Source organism: Streptomyces sp. NPDC005566, assembly GCF_040605575.1.
Taxonomy (GTDB): Bacteria; Actinomycetota; Actinomycetes; order Streptomycetales; family Streptomycetaceae; genus Streptomyces.
This window is the reverse complement of sequence record NZ_JBEXDB010000011.1, coordinates 65,561-80,088: the sequence shown is the minus strand read 5'-3', so window position 1 is coordinate 80,088 and position 14,528 is coordinate 65,561. Positions and strand designations below refer to the sequence as shown.

The window sequence follows — 14,528 nt, the reverse complement described above, 5'->3', positions numbered from 1 at the left end:
CTCCGAGCGCTGCGTACACCCAAATGGCGGTGGGCGACCGTCGGGCGCACAGTGAATGAGGAGCCGACGAGGACGAGGGCAGCCTCGTCGCCACAACCCTCTGTGAGGCAGTCATGGCTGATGTCGAGTCCCTGGGCGGGAGTGCAACGACAGACAGGAACGGGGGCCGGGCCGGGCGGGGCAGGACCACCATCGCCGACAACGTGGTGGCCACCATCGCCGGAATCGCCATCCGCGAGACCGACGGCGTGCATTCCGTCGGCCGAGGAGCAGCGAAGGCCCTGGGTGCCGTCACCGGCCGGATGTCCGGGTCGTCCGGGCACGGACGCGCCGTCAAGGTGGAAGTGGGGGAGAAGCAGACGGCGATCGATGTCGACATCGAGGTGGAGTACGGCGTCCCGATCCATGAGCTCGCCGAGCAGGTCAGGACTCACGTGACGGACGCGGTGGAGACGATGACCGGTCTGGAGGTCGTCGAGATCAACATCAACGTCTTCGACGTCCACGTCCCGGGTGAGGACGAGGACGAGGACGGCGAGGAGGAGGAGAGCCGCCGCCGGACGTCCGCCCGCGTGCAGTGAGCCGCGCGCCCGCCCGCCGGGTCCCGCCCGCCGAGGCGCCGGGACCGGCGGCGGGCGCCGAACGGATCGGGTGGGGGCCGTCACCCGGATTTCCTCTGGAGAGTCTTCGAACATCGTTACGCTGCACCGCAGTTGCCGAAAGTGCGGAGGCCTGCGGTGGGGGAGCCGGTATTCGGAGTCCTGGGGCCGCTCCAGGTGAGGGCGCACGGAGTCCCGGTACGGTTCGGGGGAGCCAAACCCCGGGCCGTACTGGCGACTCTGCTGCTCCAGCCGAACGGCTTCGTCTCACTGGACCTGCTGACGGAGGTCCTGTGGCCCGGGGGCGCACCTCGGTCCGCGGTCGCCAACGTGCGCACGTATGTACGGACGCTACGGTTGCGGCTGCCCCCCGCGGCGGTCGACGGACTGCGCACCGAGACCTCCGGCTACTCGCTCGACGTCGCACCCGGGCAGGTGGACATGCTGCTCTTCGAGCAGCAGCTCGCGGCGGCCCGTACCGCCCGCGACCGCGGTGACGACGCCGCCGCCCTGCGCGCCTACGAAACGGCCCTGGGGCTGTGGCGGGGCGGGGTGCTCCAGGACGTGGCCTCCAGCGTGGTGTGGGACCCGGCCATCACGCGCCTGGAAGGGCTGAGGTCGGTCGCGGCCGACGAGTGCCTGGAGTTGCGGCTCCGGCTCGGGGACTACGCCCACCTGGTCTCCGGCCTGCGGTCCCGACTGACCGAGAGCCCCCTGCGGGAGGACCTGTGGCGGATGCTCGTGCACGCGCTGAACGACGCGGGCCGCAGCGCCGAGGCGCGGGCCGCGTACGCCGAGGCGGAGCACGTGATCGCCGCCGAGCTCGGGATCGGGCCGAGCGAACCGCTGCGGGCCATCGGCGCCGAGGTCAACGGCTACGCCGGCCGCCGCCGCGCGGCAACACCCGTTCCCGTCTGCCAACTCCCGATGGACATACCCGACTTCACCGGCCGCGCCGTCGAAGTCGCGGACCTGGAGGCGTTACTGTCCACCGCCGGCCGGCAGCCCGTGGTCGCGGCGGTGTCCGGGCCGCCGGGCGCGGGGAAGTCCACGCTGGCCGTGCATGTGGCCCACCGGGTGCGTGACGCGTTCCCCGACGGGCAGCTCTTCGCCGACCTGGCCGGAACGAGCGAGTGCCCCCGCGAGGCGACGGACGTCCTGGCCGAGATGCTGCGTGGCCTGGGCGTCATCGACAGCGCGATACCCGGTGAACCGGGCGAACGCGCAGCGATGTTCCGATCCCGACTGGCCCAGCGGCGCTTCCTCATCGTGCTCGACGACGCCCTGGACAGCGCACAGGTGAGCCCGCTGCTCCCGGGCACCGGCGGCTCGGCGGTACTGGTCAGCTCGCGGCGCCGGATGCCCGGTCTGCCGGCGCACGCCTGCCCGCTCGGGCTCATGCGGCACGACGACGCCCGCGCCCTGTTCGGGGCCATCGTCGGCGCGGACCGGCTGCGCAGGGAGGGGGCCGACGCCGACCGTGTCCTCGCCGAGTGCGGATCACTGCCGCTTGCGGTACGGATCGCGGCCGCCCGGCTCGTGAACCGGCCCGGCTGGAGCGTCGGCACGCTGGCCGACTCGCTGCGCGACGAGCGCGGCCGCCTCGGGGCGGTCGGCTCCGGGGGTGAGCTGGAGGTGCGCGCCGGCGCCGAACTCAGCTACCGCCATCTGCCCGAGCCCGCCGCCCATGCCTTCCGCACGTTCGGTGACCTGCCCGACGACGCCGTCCCGGGCTGGCTCGTCGCCGTTGCGACGGGGTGCGACGGCGAGACCGAGGGGGGCCTGGAGACCCTGCTCGACGAACACCTCGTCGAAGTCGTGGGCAAGGATCAACTCGGTCTGAACCGCTACCGGATGCACGACCTGCTGCGGTCCTACGCCCGCGAGATCGCCCTGACGGACAACCAGCAGATACGGCTCCGGCGGCGCCTGAGGGTCATCGACGCGCTCATCGCCCTCTCCCGCTCCGCCAACGCCGCCATGCCCACCCGCTTCCTCGGTGTGCTGGGCGACCCCGACGAGCGGGACCTACCGGACGGACCGGCGCACGCTCTCGCCTCCACCGTGCGCGCCCGGCCCGTGGACTGGTTCGAGAGCGAGCACCGCAACCTCGTCGCCGCCGTCGACGCAGCCGTCCGGCTCGGGCGGACCGACCGGGCCGCCGACCTCGCGATCGAACTGGCGGGCTTCTTCGACATGCGGGGCTACTACGGGGACTGGCTGCGGACCCACCGGCTCGTGCTCGACGCCATGCCGCACCACGACGACCTCAGGGCGGCGGCCCTGCTGCGCAACCTCGGCCAGCTGCACCTCTACCAGGACCGGTACCCCGACGCGCTCGCCTCCTTCGACCGGGCCAGGGCGCTCTTCGCCGAGCTCGGTCACCCGACGGGGGAGGCGATCGCCGCGGTGGGGTCCGGCTCGGTCCACCGGGTCGTGGGCGATCTCGGCACCGCGCTCGGGACGTTCACCGCCGCGCTCCAGGAATTCGCCGCGGCCGGCGACCGGCACGGCGAGGCAGTGGCACGCAACGCGATCGCCTCCGTCTGGCTGGAGCGCAAGGACCCCGGGACCGCGGCCGGCTGGCTGCGCGGGGCCCTGGAGCTGTCCCGTGCCGACGGGGACCGGCACCGCGAGGCACAGGTGCGCCGCAGGGTCGCCGTGCTGCACGAACTGCGTGGCGAACCGCAGGCGGCGCGTGGCGAGCTGGAACGCGCCCTCGGCATCTTCGACGAGCTGGCCGACCTGCACTGCGCCGCGTACGTGCAGCAGAGCATCGCGGAACTGTGCTTGCGCCAGGGCGACTCCGGTGAGGCATCGGCGCTGTTGATCGGGGCACTCGCTGTGCAGCAGCAGCTCGGGGACCGCCGCGCCGAGGCCCGGGTGGCCGGCCTGCTGGGCGAGTTGCACGACGCGACCGGCCGCAAGCAGACCGCGCGGCAGTACTTCCACCGCTCCCTCGCGACCTGGCGCCGCCTGGGCCTGTCCGACGAGGCCGGACTGGTGGACGCGAAGCTCCGCTCGATGCGCTGAGCGGCGCCGACGCGGAACAGGTGCGGGTGCGACCGCCGTCGCACCCGCACCTGGCACAGGGGGTCACCGGGTGCCGGCCCGTCCTCCCGCCGGCACCCGGCGGTGCGTCAGCATCTGTTCTTGCTGACCTGGTTGCGCTTGAGGTAGTCGCTCCACGTGACGCCCTGGACGACCGCGACGACGACCGATCCGTTGAGCTTCTGCTCGTAGTGCAGGTGCGGGGTGATGTCGTAGAGGGCGGACGTGTTGCCGACCTCGCCGATCAGCTGGCCCACGTTCACCGTTGCGCCCGCGGCCACCGAACGCGTCTTCAGGTGGGCGTACCGCGTCTGCCAGCCGCCGCCGTGGCCGATGACTATCGTGTTCCCGTATCCGGCGCCCGTCGAGTAATACGACTCGAGCACCGTGCCACCGGCACTGGCGAACACCCGGCGGCCCTCGTCGTCAGGGGTGCCGTTCGCGTCGTAGTGGTTCCAGTCGATCGCGTGCGCGGGACTGTGCCCCGACCAATTGCTGCCGAGCCACGTCTGGTTGCACTCGAAGGGCATCTTGAAGGCGGGCCGCGCGGCCACGGCGGCCTCCGACGAGTCCACGACCGGCGCCGCGACAGCGGCCGGAACGGTGAGCACGGTGGCCGCGACCGCGCTCATGGTGATCAGCGACCGGCGAAAATTCCTGTGCATGGTTCTCCCCTTGTCGTCGGGTGACACGGCGATTCAAGGAGGCGGGCATACACGGCGGATACATTCCGCCCCGTGTTGTCAGTGGCGTGGTGCAGCATCGGGACGACGGATCACCGAGTGGACGGGGGGATCGCCGTGGCGATCACGAACCAGCGCATGACGGAGTACGCGTTCCTGCGGGGGCTGTACGAGGACGGGTACTTCCCCGACCACGTCGTGGACAAGGGCAAGGCCGTCCTCATCCGGCTCTGCGAACGGATCGAGGCGGAGCGGCCCGCCGACCTGACCGCCCTGTACGCGCTGACGACAGCGGCGACCGATGAGTTCAACGCTCTGGAAGCCGAGTTCGAGGAGGCCGGGAGTGAGATCGAGACGGTCGCCCGCGAGGAGATCGCCGAGAACTTCTGGTCCATCGCGACGGCGTACGGGTTCGCGGACGCGGACGTGGAGGAGCTGATCGCCACCCGGGAGTGGTGACGGAAGACGGGGGCGGCGTCGGGATCCGTGTCAGGAGTCGAGCACCGCGGCGACGGCTTCGATCTCCACGAGCTGGTCGGTGTAGCCGAGCACGGTGACTCCCAGCAACGTACTCGGGGCGTCATGCTCACCGAACGCCGCCCGGACCACATCCCAGGCGGCCACCAGGTCCTCCCGCCGCGTGGACGCGACGAGCACCCGCGTACTGATGACGTCCTCCAGGGAGGCGTTCGCGGCCGCGAGAGCGGTCCGCATGTTCTCGAACGCCTTCGCCGCCTGGCCCGCGTAGTCACCGACAGCCGCCGTGGAGCCGTCCTCGTTCAGCGGGCACGCCCCGGCGAGGAAGACCGGCCGTGCGCCGGCGGGTGCCGTGGCCGCGTAGGCGTACTCGGCGACGTCGGACAACTGGGCGGAACGGATCAACGTGACGGTACCGGGCATGCTGTCCAGGCCTCCTGGGTCGAAGAGTCCTCATCCTCACAAGAGTTCTCCGCCTCAGCATCGTCTTTTCGGCCGGCCCGCGTGCCGAGGGCCCCTAGGCTGCGTGAATGGGTGACATGTACGCAGTGGATCTCGCACTGGACCTCCGTGCCTCCGTGCCGGGCACCGTCATGGACGATCTTCGCCGGCACCTCGGAACGCATCCGGACGGTCAGGACTGCGAACCGGGCGACGAGCCGGACGACCTGGTGCCGCTGCTCGCCGAACGCGGTCCGGCGATGCGCATCGGCGGGCTCCTGGTGGGAGAGGTCGCCCGAACCGGCGACGGCTGGTCACTGACCGCGCGGCAGGAGGTGCATGCCGAGCTCCTGCCCGACCTGGACGCGCTCCTGGAGCGGCTGGCTCACCACTGCGGGACCCAGGGCGTCATCGGGCAGATCCGGTTCTACGAGAACCACGTGCCGGAACTGCTGATCAACGACTCGGGCACGCTCGTCAGGATGGCACTGATGCCCGCGACGAACGGTGACACCCCGGCCCGTCCCCACGGGTGACGGCCCGTCCCAGGCGGTACTGACAACAGGTCCGGGGCCCCTGGGGCGTCAGGAGCCGTCGGGCTGCCCCGCTCCCGTCGGCTTGGCGGCACTCGGCCGGGGCGATACTTCGGCGGTGTCCGGAGCGGCGTCCGGAGCGGCGTCGGAGGACCCGCAACTCCCGGCCACCGGCGCCGCGGTCCGGGACGGTGGGGCGGCCTTCGGCCGGACCAGCCGGTGCTGGGCCAGGCAGGCCAGGGCCAGGGTGGCGCCCAGCACAGGCCAGGCCAACGGGCCGGCGCCCACGGCGGCCCCGACGACGACAGGCCCCAGACTGCGCTGCGCCGACTGGGCCAGGCCGTGCACCCCGAGGTAGGCGCCCTGCGCCTCAGGGGGTGCGAGGGCGACGGAGAGTTCCCAGGAGGAGAGGGAGTGCAGGATCTCCGCCAGGGTGAAGGCGACGGCCGCGACGACGACAGCGCCGGTGGCGAACCAGGGGCCGCCTCCGGCGGAGGCCGCGAGCGCCACTCCTCCCGTGAGGAACGCGGCACCGATCGGGACGAGCAGGCGGCGGGCCGCGGCCCGGGTCTCCCCGAAGCGGGACAGGGGGACCTGGAGCGCTATCACCAGAACGCTGTTGAGGACGAGCACGAGGGGCGCCAGCCCGACCGGGGCGCTGGTGGCGTGGACGATCCACAGCGGGAATCCGACCTGGAGCACGCTGTCGTCCAGGAACAGCCAGATCTCCGTACCGGTGAAGGCGAGATAGCGGCGGTCACGCCAGGGCGTCGCCCCGTCGGTGCGCGCGACCGGGCGGGCCTCCCCGCCGACGGCGCCACCGGACCCGGCGACGACACGGCCGGGGGTGGGCGGCTCCGTGCACCGGAGTGTGAGGACCGCCATGGCCAGGTAGGACGCGGCGTTGGCGAGCAGCAGTACCTGGTAGGCGAGGACGGTTCCGACCGTGAGTACGGCAGCGGCTCCCGTTCCGCCCACGGCCCAGCCGATGTTCACCGCGGTGCGCTGGATCGCCTGGTAGCGGACGCGCTGCGGGCCGGCCACGCGTGCGGCGAACAGCTTGGTCAGCACGCTCGATGCGCGGTCGGGCAGCGCGCCCAGTGCCGAGTACAGGACCAGCAGTGCGAAGTCGTGCGTGGTCAGCAACGCCACCAGGGCAGCTCCCCTGGCCAGTTGGGCGGCGACCAGGAGGCGGGTGACGGGGAAGCGGTCGGCCAGCCGCCCGGCGAGCGGGGGCCCGGCGATGCCGAGGATGCCGGACACCCCCAGCAGCAGGCCGATCTGAGAGACCGACAGATGCGTCACGTAGACGAAGTAGAGCGTCGCCACGCCCATCCACAGTCCGGTGCCGACCTTGTCGACGACCGCGACCACCAGCATCAGCCGTCCGTCCCGGCCGCCCGGGACGGCAAGGCGCCGGACGAGCGGGACGCGGCTCGGTGTCGGCTGCATCAGATCCCCCTTGACACATATTTTGTATCGGTACAAACTTGTATCTGTGGCAGAACAATATGGGATCACGGGTGGCACGGCCAGAGAGATTTCCGCCTCGGTCGAAAGCCGCGTGGCCGACGGCACGCTCCGGCCGGGCACCTCGCTGCCCCCGGTGCGCCGGCTCGCCCAGGAGCTGGGCGTGAGCGCGGGCACGGCGGCGGCCGCCTACAAGGAGCTGCGCGGGCGCGGGGTCGTGGTGACCCTGGGGCGCGGCGGCACAGTGGTGGCATCCGCTCCCGTCGTCACTTCCCGACGCCCTCCACAGGTGCCGTCCGGACTCCGTGACCTGGCGGGCGGGCACCCCGATCCCGCCTGCCTTCCGGCGCTGACCCCGCCCGCGCGGGTGGAGCCCGTGCCCGGATCGCACCGGGCCGCGCCGAGGCTCGCCGCACTCGAGGAGGCGGCCCGCGACTGGTTCGCCCGCGACGGCGTGCCCACCGGTTCCGTGACGTTCGCCCACGGAGCGCTCGACTGCATCGCCCGGCTGCTGTCCACCGAACTCAGACCCGGCGATGCCGTGGCCGTGGAGGATCCCGGCTTCCACCACCTCCTCGACCTCGTCCCGGCACTCGCGCTGCGCATGCTGCCGGTGACGGTCGACGACGAGGGCATCCGCCCCGAGGCGCTGCGGGCGGCCCTGCGCGCGGGCGCACGCGCGCTGGTGTGCAGCCCCCGCGCCCAGAGCCCGTCCGGCGCGCGCTTCACCGTCGGGCGCAGGGACGAACTCCTGTCCGTGCTTAGCGACTTCCCCGACGTACTCGTCGTGGAGGACGATCACAACGCGGACATCGCCGGCGCGCCCGCGGTGAGCCTGACCTCCGGCGCGCTGCCCCGCTGGGCGCAGGTGCGCACCGTGTCCAAACACCTGGGCATCGATCTGCGCTGGGCCGCCCTCGCCTGCGACCCCGCCACCCTCGCGCGCCACGACGGCCGGATGCTGCTGACCTCCGGATGGGTCAGCCACATCCTGCAAACCACCGTCGCGGAGCTCCTGACCGACCCGGCGGTGACCCGGCTGGTGGGCAGGGCCGCCCGCACGTACACCACCCGGCGCGAGGCCCTGCGCACCGCGCTGGGGCAGCACGGCATCAACTCCCACGGCGTGAGCGGCCTCAACGTGTGGGTGCCCGTCCGGGACGAGTCCGCCGTCGTCAACGGGCTGCGCACGCGCGGCTGGTGGACCGCGGCGGGCACCCGCTTCCGTATCGCGACCCCACCCGGCGTACGCGTCACCACCGCGACCCTCACCCCCACCGAATCCCAGCTCCTCGCACGTGACTTCGCGGACACCCTCGCGGAGTCGCAAGCGGTGTACGGCGGTTAGGACCCGTACGTCAGCGCAGCACCAGCCACAGCTCCGCGCGCACGTCCATGTCGTCCAGGTCCGCGTCCAGCAGCTCCGCGCAGCGTGCGATGCGCTGGCGGACCGTGTTGCGGTGGACCCGCAGGGCCACGGCCGTCCGGTCCCAGCTGCCGTGCAGGCTCAGCCAGCACCGCAGCGTCTCGGCCAGGGGTGCGGTGAGGGGGGCCAGGAGGGTACGGGCGTGGGCCTCGGCCCGGTCGGCCGGGACCAGGGCCGCGAGGCCTCCGGGACCGGCACGGTGTGCGGCCAGCGGGGAGCGGGTGGCCTCCGCGCGGCCCAGGGCGCGGGCGGCCTCGGTGTCGGCGGCGGGCAGGGCCTCGGCGGGGGAGGGGGCGGACGCGCCGAGGATCCAGCCCGGCTGCGCCGTCGCCCCGCGGTGGCCGGTGAGCAGGACCCGTACCGTTTCGCCGTTCGTGTCGACCAGGGCGGAGCCCAGCGACGCACCGAGGGCTCCCGCGGTGAGCGGGTCGGGGACCGTGCCGTCCGTGCGGCGGGCATGGACCACCGTCCAGGGTGCGCCGTCGTCCGAGAGGAGAGGGGCCACCTGCTCCGGGGGCGCCCCCAGCAGCATCCGTACGAGCGCCGCCGCACGGCCCGCCGCGCCCGCGCCCTGGTGCGGAGCGGTCAGCAGGGCGAGCAGGACGACGGCGATCCCGGCGACGGTGTGGTCGCCGGGATGGCGCCGACGGGTCGCCAGAGCCAGGGCCAGCCCCTGCCCGCCGCTCAGCGCGTAGGCGGCGAGCTGCGTGCCGTCCAGGGTGTCGGTCGCGGAAGCCGGGGAGGCCCGCCGGCCGGAGGAGACCACCCGGCACAGCTGGGCCAGGGCGGCCCGCTCGTCCGGCGGCGGATGGCCGCCCGCCGTGTGCAGCTCCTCGCCCTCCCCGGTGAGCAGCACCACCCGGCCCTCCAGCTGTACGGCGAGCTGGTGGAGCACCGCGGGCACCGGGTCGGGCCGGGCGGCAGCCGTCGCCAGGGCCTGCTGGGCGCGGGTCACCCGGCGCAGCTCGCGGTGGCGGGCCTCCGCCATCAGCCGCCACACCGCCCGCGCGATCGCCGTGAACGGGGTCTCGGGGGGTACCTCGAGCAGCGGCAGACCATGCCGGTCGCAGGCCTCCACCAGCGCCGCCGGCACCGTGTCGTGCACGGGCGCCACCCCGAAACCGAGCGCCGCCGCGCCCGCCTCCACCAGCCGGGCCACGTACGTGTCCGGATCGGTGAGCAGTACCCCGGCGCTCAGCAGCAGCTCGCCGCCGAGCAGGTACGGGTACGGGTCGGCCATCTCCGAGGTGTGCACCCACAGCAGATCCGCGCGGTCCGGACCGGCGATCCGGCGCAGCCCGAGTTCCTCCCTGGCCAGCAGCTCGGCCAGGGGGATGGGCGGGGTCGGCGGCCCGGCGGGGGAGTCCGACATGGACGGTCCATCCATTCGAAGGGCTGGGAGTGGATGAAACGTACACTTCAGCGTCGGCTTCCGGCCACCTACCGTCTTCACGACACACGACCCGTGTATCGAGACGAGACGGAGGAAGCCCATGGCTGTCGACTACGCAGTGATCGTCGTCTATCTGGCCGGCATGCTCGCCATGGGCTGGTGGGGCATGCGCCGCGCCAAGTCCAAGAGCGAGTTCCTGGTCGCCGGCCGGCGGCTCGGCCCCTGGATGTACTCCGGCACCATGGCCGCGATCGTCCTCGGTGGCGCCTCGACGATCGGCGGGGTCGGCCTCGGCTACCAGTACGGGCTCTCCGGCGCCTGGATGGTCTTCACCATCGGCCTCGGGCTGCTCGCCCTGTCGGTCTTCTTCTCGGCCCGCATCGCCCGGCTGAAGGTCTACACCGTCTCCGAGATGCTCGACCTGCGCTACGGCGGCAGGGCCGGGCTCATATCCGGCGTCGTCATGTGGGCCTACACACTGATGCTCGCGGTCACCTCGACCATCGCGTACGCCACCATCTTCGACGTCCTCTTCGACATGAACCGGACCGTCTCGATCATCCTCGGCGGCGCCATCGTCGTCGCGTACTCCACGCTCGGCGGCATGTGGTCGATCACGCTCACCGACATGGTGCAGTTCGTCGTCAAGACGATCGGCGTCCTGCTGCTGCTCCTGCCGATCGCGGTCGTCAAGGCGGGCGGCTTCAGCGAGATGAAGGCCCAGCTGCCCACCGAGTACTTCGACCCGCTGGGCATCGGCGGCGAGACGATCTTCACGTACGTCCTGATCTACACCTTCGGCATGCTGATCGGCCAGGACATCTGGCAGCGCGTGTTCACGGCCCGCAGCGACCGCACGGCACGCTGGGGCGGAACCGTCGCCGGTACCTACTGCCTGGTGTACGCGGTCGCCGGGGCCGTCATCGGCACGGCCGCCAAGGTCATGTACCCGAAGCTGCCCAGCGCGGACGCCGCCTTCGCGACCATCGTCAAGGACGAACTGCCGGTCGGTGTGCGCGGCCTGGTGCTGGCAGCCGCGCTCGCCGCGGTGATGTCGACGTCCTCCGGGGCACTGATCGCCTGCGCGACCGTGGCCAACAACGACATCTGGTCGCGGCTGCGGGGCGCCGTCGGCAGGGGGGACGGCGAGGAGCACGACGAGGTGAAGGGCAACCGGGTCTTCATCCTGATCATGGGCATCGCGGTCATCGCCATCGCCATCGCGCTCAACAACGTCGTCGAAGCCCTGACCGTCGCCTACAACCTGCTCGTCGGCGGGCTGCTGGTGCCGATCCTGGGCGGCCTCCTGTGGCGCAGGGGCACCGCGGCAGGCGCCCTGGCTGCTGTCTCCGTGGGCGGCGTCGCGGTGATCGGACTGATGGCGACGTACGGGATCCTCGCCAACGAGCCCGTCTACTACGGACTGCTCGCCTCGCTCGCCGTGTACGTGATCGTCTCGCTGGCGACCAGGCCGACGGACGCCGCCGTGCTCGTCGCCTGGCGCGAACGGCTGGCGGGCCGGGGTGCGGAGGCCGAACCGGCGCCTGCCCCGGAGCCGGCCACCACCTGACCCCCTCGTCGTCCTCGATCGCCGGCCGGGCCTGATCGCGCAATCCGGGCCCGTCCGGCGTTCGAGGACGGAACCCGTTGCCGTGGGGGCCGGCACACCGCCGCACCCCGCACACTGGATACCGTACGAAAACCGAAGGAAAGGCACTCCGCCCCATGAGCAGCAACGAAACGCCGCGCGGCCCCGTCGACTCCTCCCGCGTCCCGCGGTACGCCGGTCCCGCGACGTTCGCCCGGCTGCCGCGGCTCGACGAGGTCGGCACCACCGACATCGCCGTGGTCGGCGTGCCCTTCGACAGCGGCGTCTCCTACCGTCCTGGCGCGCGCTTCGGCGGCAACGCCATCCGCGAGGCCTCCCGCCTCCTGCGCCCCTACAACCCGGCGCAGGACGCCTCCCCGTTCGCCCTCGCCCAGGTCGCCGACGCCGGTGACATCGCCGCGAACCCGTTCAACATCAACGAGGCGGTCGACACGGTCGAGGCCGCCGCGGACGACCTGCTCTCCACCGGCGCGCGCCTGATGACGCTCGGCGGCGACCACACCATCGCGCTGCCCCTGCTGCGTTCCGTCGCCAAGAAGCACGGCCCCGTCGCCCTGCTCCACTTCGACGCCCACCTGGACACCTGGGACACCTACTTCGGCGCCGAATACACCCACGGCACCCCGTTCCGCCGGGCCGTCGAGGAGGGCATCCTCGACACCGAGGCGCTCTCCCACGTCGGCACGCGCGGCCCGCTGTACGGCAAGCAGGACCTCACCGACGACGAGAAGATGGGCTTCGGCATCGTCACCTCCGCCGACGTCATGCGGCGCGGCGTCGACGAGATCGCCGACCAGCTGCGCCAGCGCATCGGCGACCGGCCGCTCTACATCTCCATCGACATCGACGTCCTGGACCCGGCCCACGCCCCCGGCACCGGCACCCCCGAGGCCGGCGGCCTGACCTCGCGCGAGCTCCTGGAGATCCTGCGCGGCCTCTCCTCCTGCAACCTGGTCTCCGCCGACCTGGTCGAGGTGGCCCCCGCGTACGACCACGCGGAGATCACCTCCGTCGCCGCCTCCCACACGGCGTACGAACTCACGACGATCATGGCCCGCCAGATCGCGGCGGCCAAGGGAGCACAGGGCAAGTGAGCCACGACCACGACGACCGGCCCAGGCTCACCCCCGCGCAGGCCGAGGCGGCCCTGAACCCGCCGGCCGGACGCAACGGCGGAGACCTCGTGGTCGAGACCCTCCAGGGCCTCGGCGCCACCACCGTCTTCGGACTGCCCGGCCAGCACGCGCTCGGCATGTTCGACGCGCTGCGGCGCTCCTCCCTCGCCTACATCGGGCTGCGCGTCGAGAACAACGCGGGCTTCGCCGCCGACGCCTACGGCCGGATCACCGGAGAGGTCGCCCCGCTGCTCCTCTCCACCGGGCCGGGCGCGCTGACCTCCCTCGCCGCACTCCAGGAAGCGGCGGCGGCGTCCGCACCCGTGCTGGCGATCTCCAGCCAGATCCCGACCGCCGGGCTCGGCGGCGGACGCCACGGCTACCTGCACGAGCTCCGCGACCAGAAGGCGTCGTTCCGCGACATCGTGAAGTCCGTGCACACCGTGCGCACGGCCTCGCAGATCCCGTCCGCGATCGCCGCCGCCTGGGAGTCCGCCCTCACCGCTCCGCACGGGCCGGTCTGGGTGGAGATCCCGCAGGACGTGCTGCTCGCCGAGACGGTCCTGCCGGTCGTCAGCGCACTCGACGCGACCCCGCGCGAGCTGTACCCGCGCCCCGAACTGACCGTCGCGGCAGCCCACCTGCTGTCGAACGCCGAGCGGCCCGCGATCATCGCGGGCGGCGGAGTCGTACGGTCCGACGCGACCGGCAAGCTGCGCGCGCTCGCGGAGAAGATCAACGCCCCGGTCGTCACCACGTTCGGCGGCAAGGGCGCCTTCCCCTGGGAGCACCCGCTCTCGCTCCGGTCCTGGCTGGAGGACCGGCACACCACGGACTTCCTGGAGTCCGCGGACGTGCTGCTGGTCGTCGGCTCCGGGCTCGGCGAACTCTCCTCGAACTACCACACGTTCGCTCCCCGCGGCCGGGTCATCCAGATCGAGGCCGACGCCGGGAAGCTGGAGTCCAACCACCCCGCACTCGGCATCCACTCCGACGCCCGCGAGGCCCTCGACGACCTCCTGGACGCGGTGGAGACCCGCGAGGACGAGACCGCGCCCGAGCGCGTCGCGGCTGTGCTGGGGGCCGTCCACGACAGGATCGCCGCCCAGGACCTCACCCTGGAGCAGCAGGTGCTCGCCTCGGTCCGCGAGGCACTGCCCGACACCTCGCCCAGCTTCTGGGACATGACGATCCTCGCCTACTGGGCCTGGTCCGCGTTCGACGCCCGCCACCCCAACACGATGCACTCGGCACAGGGCGCGGGCGGCCTCGGCTACGGCTTCCCGGCCGCGATCGGCGCAGCGGCGGCCGACCGTTCGAAGCCCGTGCTGGCGGTCTCCGGCGACGGCGGCGCGATGTACTCGATCGCCGAGCTCGCCACCGCGCGGCAGTACGACCTGCCCGTCACCTGGCTGATCGTCGACGACGGCGGCTACGGCATCCTGCGCGAGTACATGACGGGTGCCTTCGGCGAGGCCACGGCGACGGAACTGACCCGGCCGGACTTCGTCGCCCTGGCCGAGTCCTTCGGCGTCCCCGCGGTCCTCACGACGCCGGAGTCCCTGGCCGCCGACCTGGGGAAGGCCCTGGCGAGCCCCGGCCCGTCGGTGGTCGTGCTCCCCGCCCTGCTGAGGATGTTCGAGCCGACACACCTGTGAGCACCTGCCGTCCGCGCACCCCGGTGAGCCGTGCCCCGGGTGCGCGGACGGCTATGCCTTCGGGTGCTCCGGG

Annotated in this window: 12 protein-coding genes; 8 read left to right on the top strand and 4 right to left on the bottom strand. The window is 72.6% G+C overall.

All coding sequences use genetic code 11. The features are described from left to right. The first annotated feature begins 113 nt into the window (after positions 1-113). Both ABZS61_RS18980 and ABZS61_RS18975 read left to right on the top strand, forming a co-directional pair. Positions 114-581 carry an Asp23/Gls24 family envelope stress response protein gene (locus tag ABZS61_RS18980; RefSeq protein WP_356422034.1) on the top strand — a complete coding sequence of 156 codons (468 nt, stop codon included), beginning with the start codon at positions 114-116 and terminating at the stop codon, positions 579-581. A gap of 156 nt (positions 582-737) precedes the next feature. After that, positions 738-3,632: a BTAD domain-containing putative transcriptional regulator gene (locus ABZS61_RS18975; protein ID WP_356422031.1), complete on the top strand. Its 2,895-nt coding sequence runs from the start codon at positions 738-740 to the stop codon at positions 3,630-3,632. A 107-nt stretch (positions 3,633-3,739) separates the two neighbouring features. Here the strand turns inward: ABZS61_RS18975 and ABZS61_RS18970 are convergent, their stop codons facing one another. After that, positions 3,740-4,315, bottom strand: a complete 576-nt coding sequence (locus tag ABZS61_RS18970; protein ID WP_356422028.1) for a M23 family metallopeptidase — start codon at positions 4,313-4,315, stop codon at positions 3,740-3,742. 135 nt (positions 4,316-4,450) lie between these two features. Here ABZS61_RS18970 and ABZS61_RS18965 point away from each other — a divergent pair, with 135 nt between their 5' ends. Continuing rightward, entirely contained in the window at positions 4,451-4,792 is a 342-nt protein-coding gene (locus ABZS61_RS18965; protein ID WP_356422025.1) for a DUF5713 family protein, read from the top strand. A 30-nt stretch (positions 4,793-4,822) separates the two neighbouring features. Here the strand turns inward: ABZS61_RS18965 and ABZS61_RS18960 are convergent, their stop codons facing one another. Further along, a complete protein-coding gene (locus ABZS61_RS18960) occupies positions 4,823-5,233 on the bottom strand; it encodes a Rid family hydrolase (protein ID WP_356422022.1) in 411 nt (136 codons plus the stop codon). Between the two features lie 107 nt (positions 5,234-5,340). Here ABZS61_RS18960 and ABZS61_RS18955 point away from each other — a divergent pair, with 107 nt between their 5' ends. Next, positions 5,341-5,787 carry a hypothetical protein gene (locus ABZS61_RS18955; RefSeq protein WP_356422019.1) on the top strand — a complete coding sequence of 149 codons (447 nt, stop codon included), beginning with the start codon at positions 5,341-5,343 and terminating at the stop codon, positions 5,785-5,787. 48 nt (positions 5,788-5,835) lie between these two features. On the opposite strand, the gene ABZS61_RS18950 is transcribed toward ABZS61_RS18955, so the two are convergent. After that, the gene (locus tag ABZS61_RS18950; protein WP_356422016.1) at positions 5,836-7,236 is read right to left on the bottom strand and encodes an MFS transporter; all 1,401 of its coding nucleotides are present in this window, start codon (positions 7,234-7,236) and stop codon (positions 5,836-5,838) included. Positions 7,237-7,282: 46 nt separating this feature from the next. On the opposite strand from ABZS61_RS18950, the gene ABZS61_RS18945 reads away from it, so the two are divergent. Beyond that, complete coding sequence (locus tag ABZS61_RS18945) at positions 7,283-8,602, top strand: GntR family transcriptional regulator (RefSeq protein ID WP_356422013.1); 1,320 nt, start codon at positions 7,283-7,285, stop codon at positions 8,600-8,602. Positions 8,603-8,612: 10 nt separating this feature from the next. Here the strand turns inward: ABZS61_RS18945 and ABZS61_RS18940 are convergent, their stop codons facing one another. After that, positions 8,613-10,052: a PucR family transcriptional regulator gene (locus ABZS61_RS18940; protein ID WP_356422010.1), complete on the bottom strand. Its 1,440-nt coding sequence runs from the start codon at positions 10,050-10,052 to the stop codon at positions 8,613-8,615. Positions 10,053-10,173: 121 nt separating this feature from the next. Here ABZS61_RS18940 and ABZS61_RS18935 point away from each other — a divergent pair, with 121 nt between their 5' ends. From ABZS61_RS18935 to ABZS61_RS18925, 3 genes are all read left to right on the top strand, one after another. Then, positions 10,174-11,643: a sodium:solute symporter gene (locus ABZS61_RS18935; protein WP_356422007.1), complete on the top strand. Its 1,470-nt coding sequence runs from the start codon at positions 10,174-10,176 to the stop codon at positions 11,641-11,643. 155 nt (positions 11,644-11,798) lie between these two features. Further along, a complete protein-coding gene (gene speB, locus ABZS61_RS18930; RefSeq protein ID WP_356422004.1) occupies positions 11,799-12,776 on the top strand; it encodes an agmatinase in 978 nt (325 codons plus the stop codon). Continuing rightward, complete coding sequence (locus ABZS61_RS18925; RefSeq protein ID WP_356422001.1) at positions 12,773-14,455, top strand: thiamine pyrophosphate-binding protein; 1,683 nt, start codon at positions 12,773-12,775, stop codon at positions 14,453-14,455. Before speB ends, ABZS61_RS18925 begins: the two co-directional genes overlap by 4 nt. Positions 14,456-14,528 lie beyond the last annotated feature (73 nt).

Excerpts from the sequence above, each read along its gene's own strand:
- ABZS61_RS18935 (WP_356422007.1), top strand. The coding sequence starts at position 10,174 with ATGGCTGTCGACTACGCAGTGATCGTCGTCTATCTGGCCGGCATGCTC.
- ABZS61_RS18955 (WP_356422019.1), top strand. The coding sequence starts at position 5,341 with ATGGGTGACATGTACGCAGTGGATCTCGCACTGGACCTCCGTGCCTCC.
- speB (WP_356422004.1), top strand. The coding sequence starts at position 11,799 with ATGAGCAGCAACGAAACGCCGCGCGGCCCCGTCGACTCCTCCCGCGTC.
- ABZS61_RS18980 (WP_356422034.1), top strand. The coding sequence starts at position 114 with ATGGCTGATGTCGAGTCCCTGGGCGGGAGTGCAACGACAGACAGGAAC.
- ABZS61_RS18960 (WP_356422022.1), bottom strand. The coding sequence starts at position 5,233 with ATGCCCGGTACCGTCACGTTGATCCGTTCCGCCCAGTTGTCCGACGTC.
- ABZS61_RS18950 (WP_356422016.1), bottom strand. The coding sequence starts at position 7,236 with ATGCAGCCGACACCGAGCCGCGTCCCGCTCGTCCGGCGCCTTGCCGTC.
- ABZS61_RS18970 (WP_356422028.1), bottom strand. The coding sequence starts at position 4,315 with ATGCACAGGAATTTTCGCCGGTCGCTGATCACCATGAGCGCGGTCGCG.
- ABZS61_RS18940 (WP_356422010.1), bottom strand. The coding sequence starts at position 10,052 with ATGTCGGACTCCCCCGCCGGGCCGCCGACCCCGCCCATCCCCCTGGCC.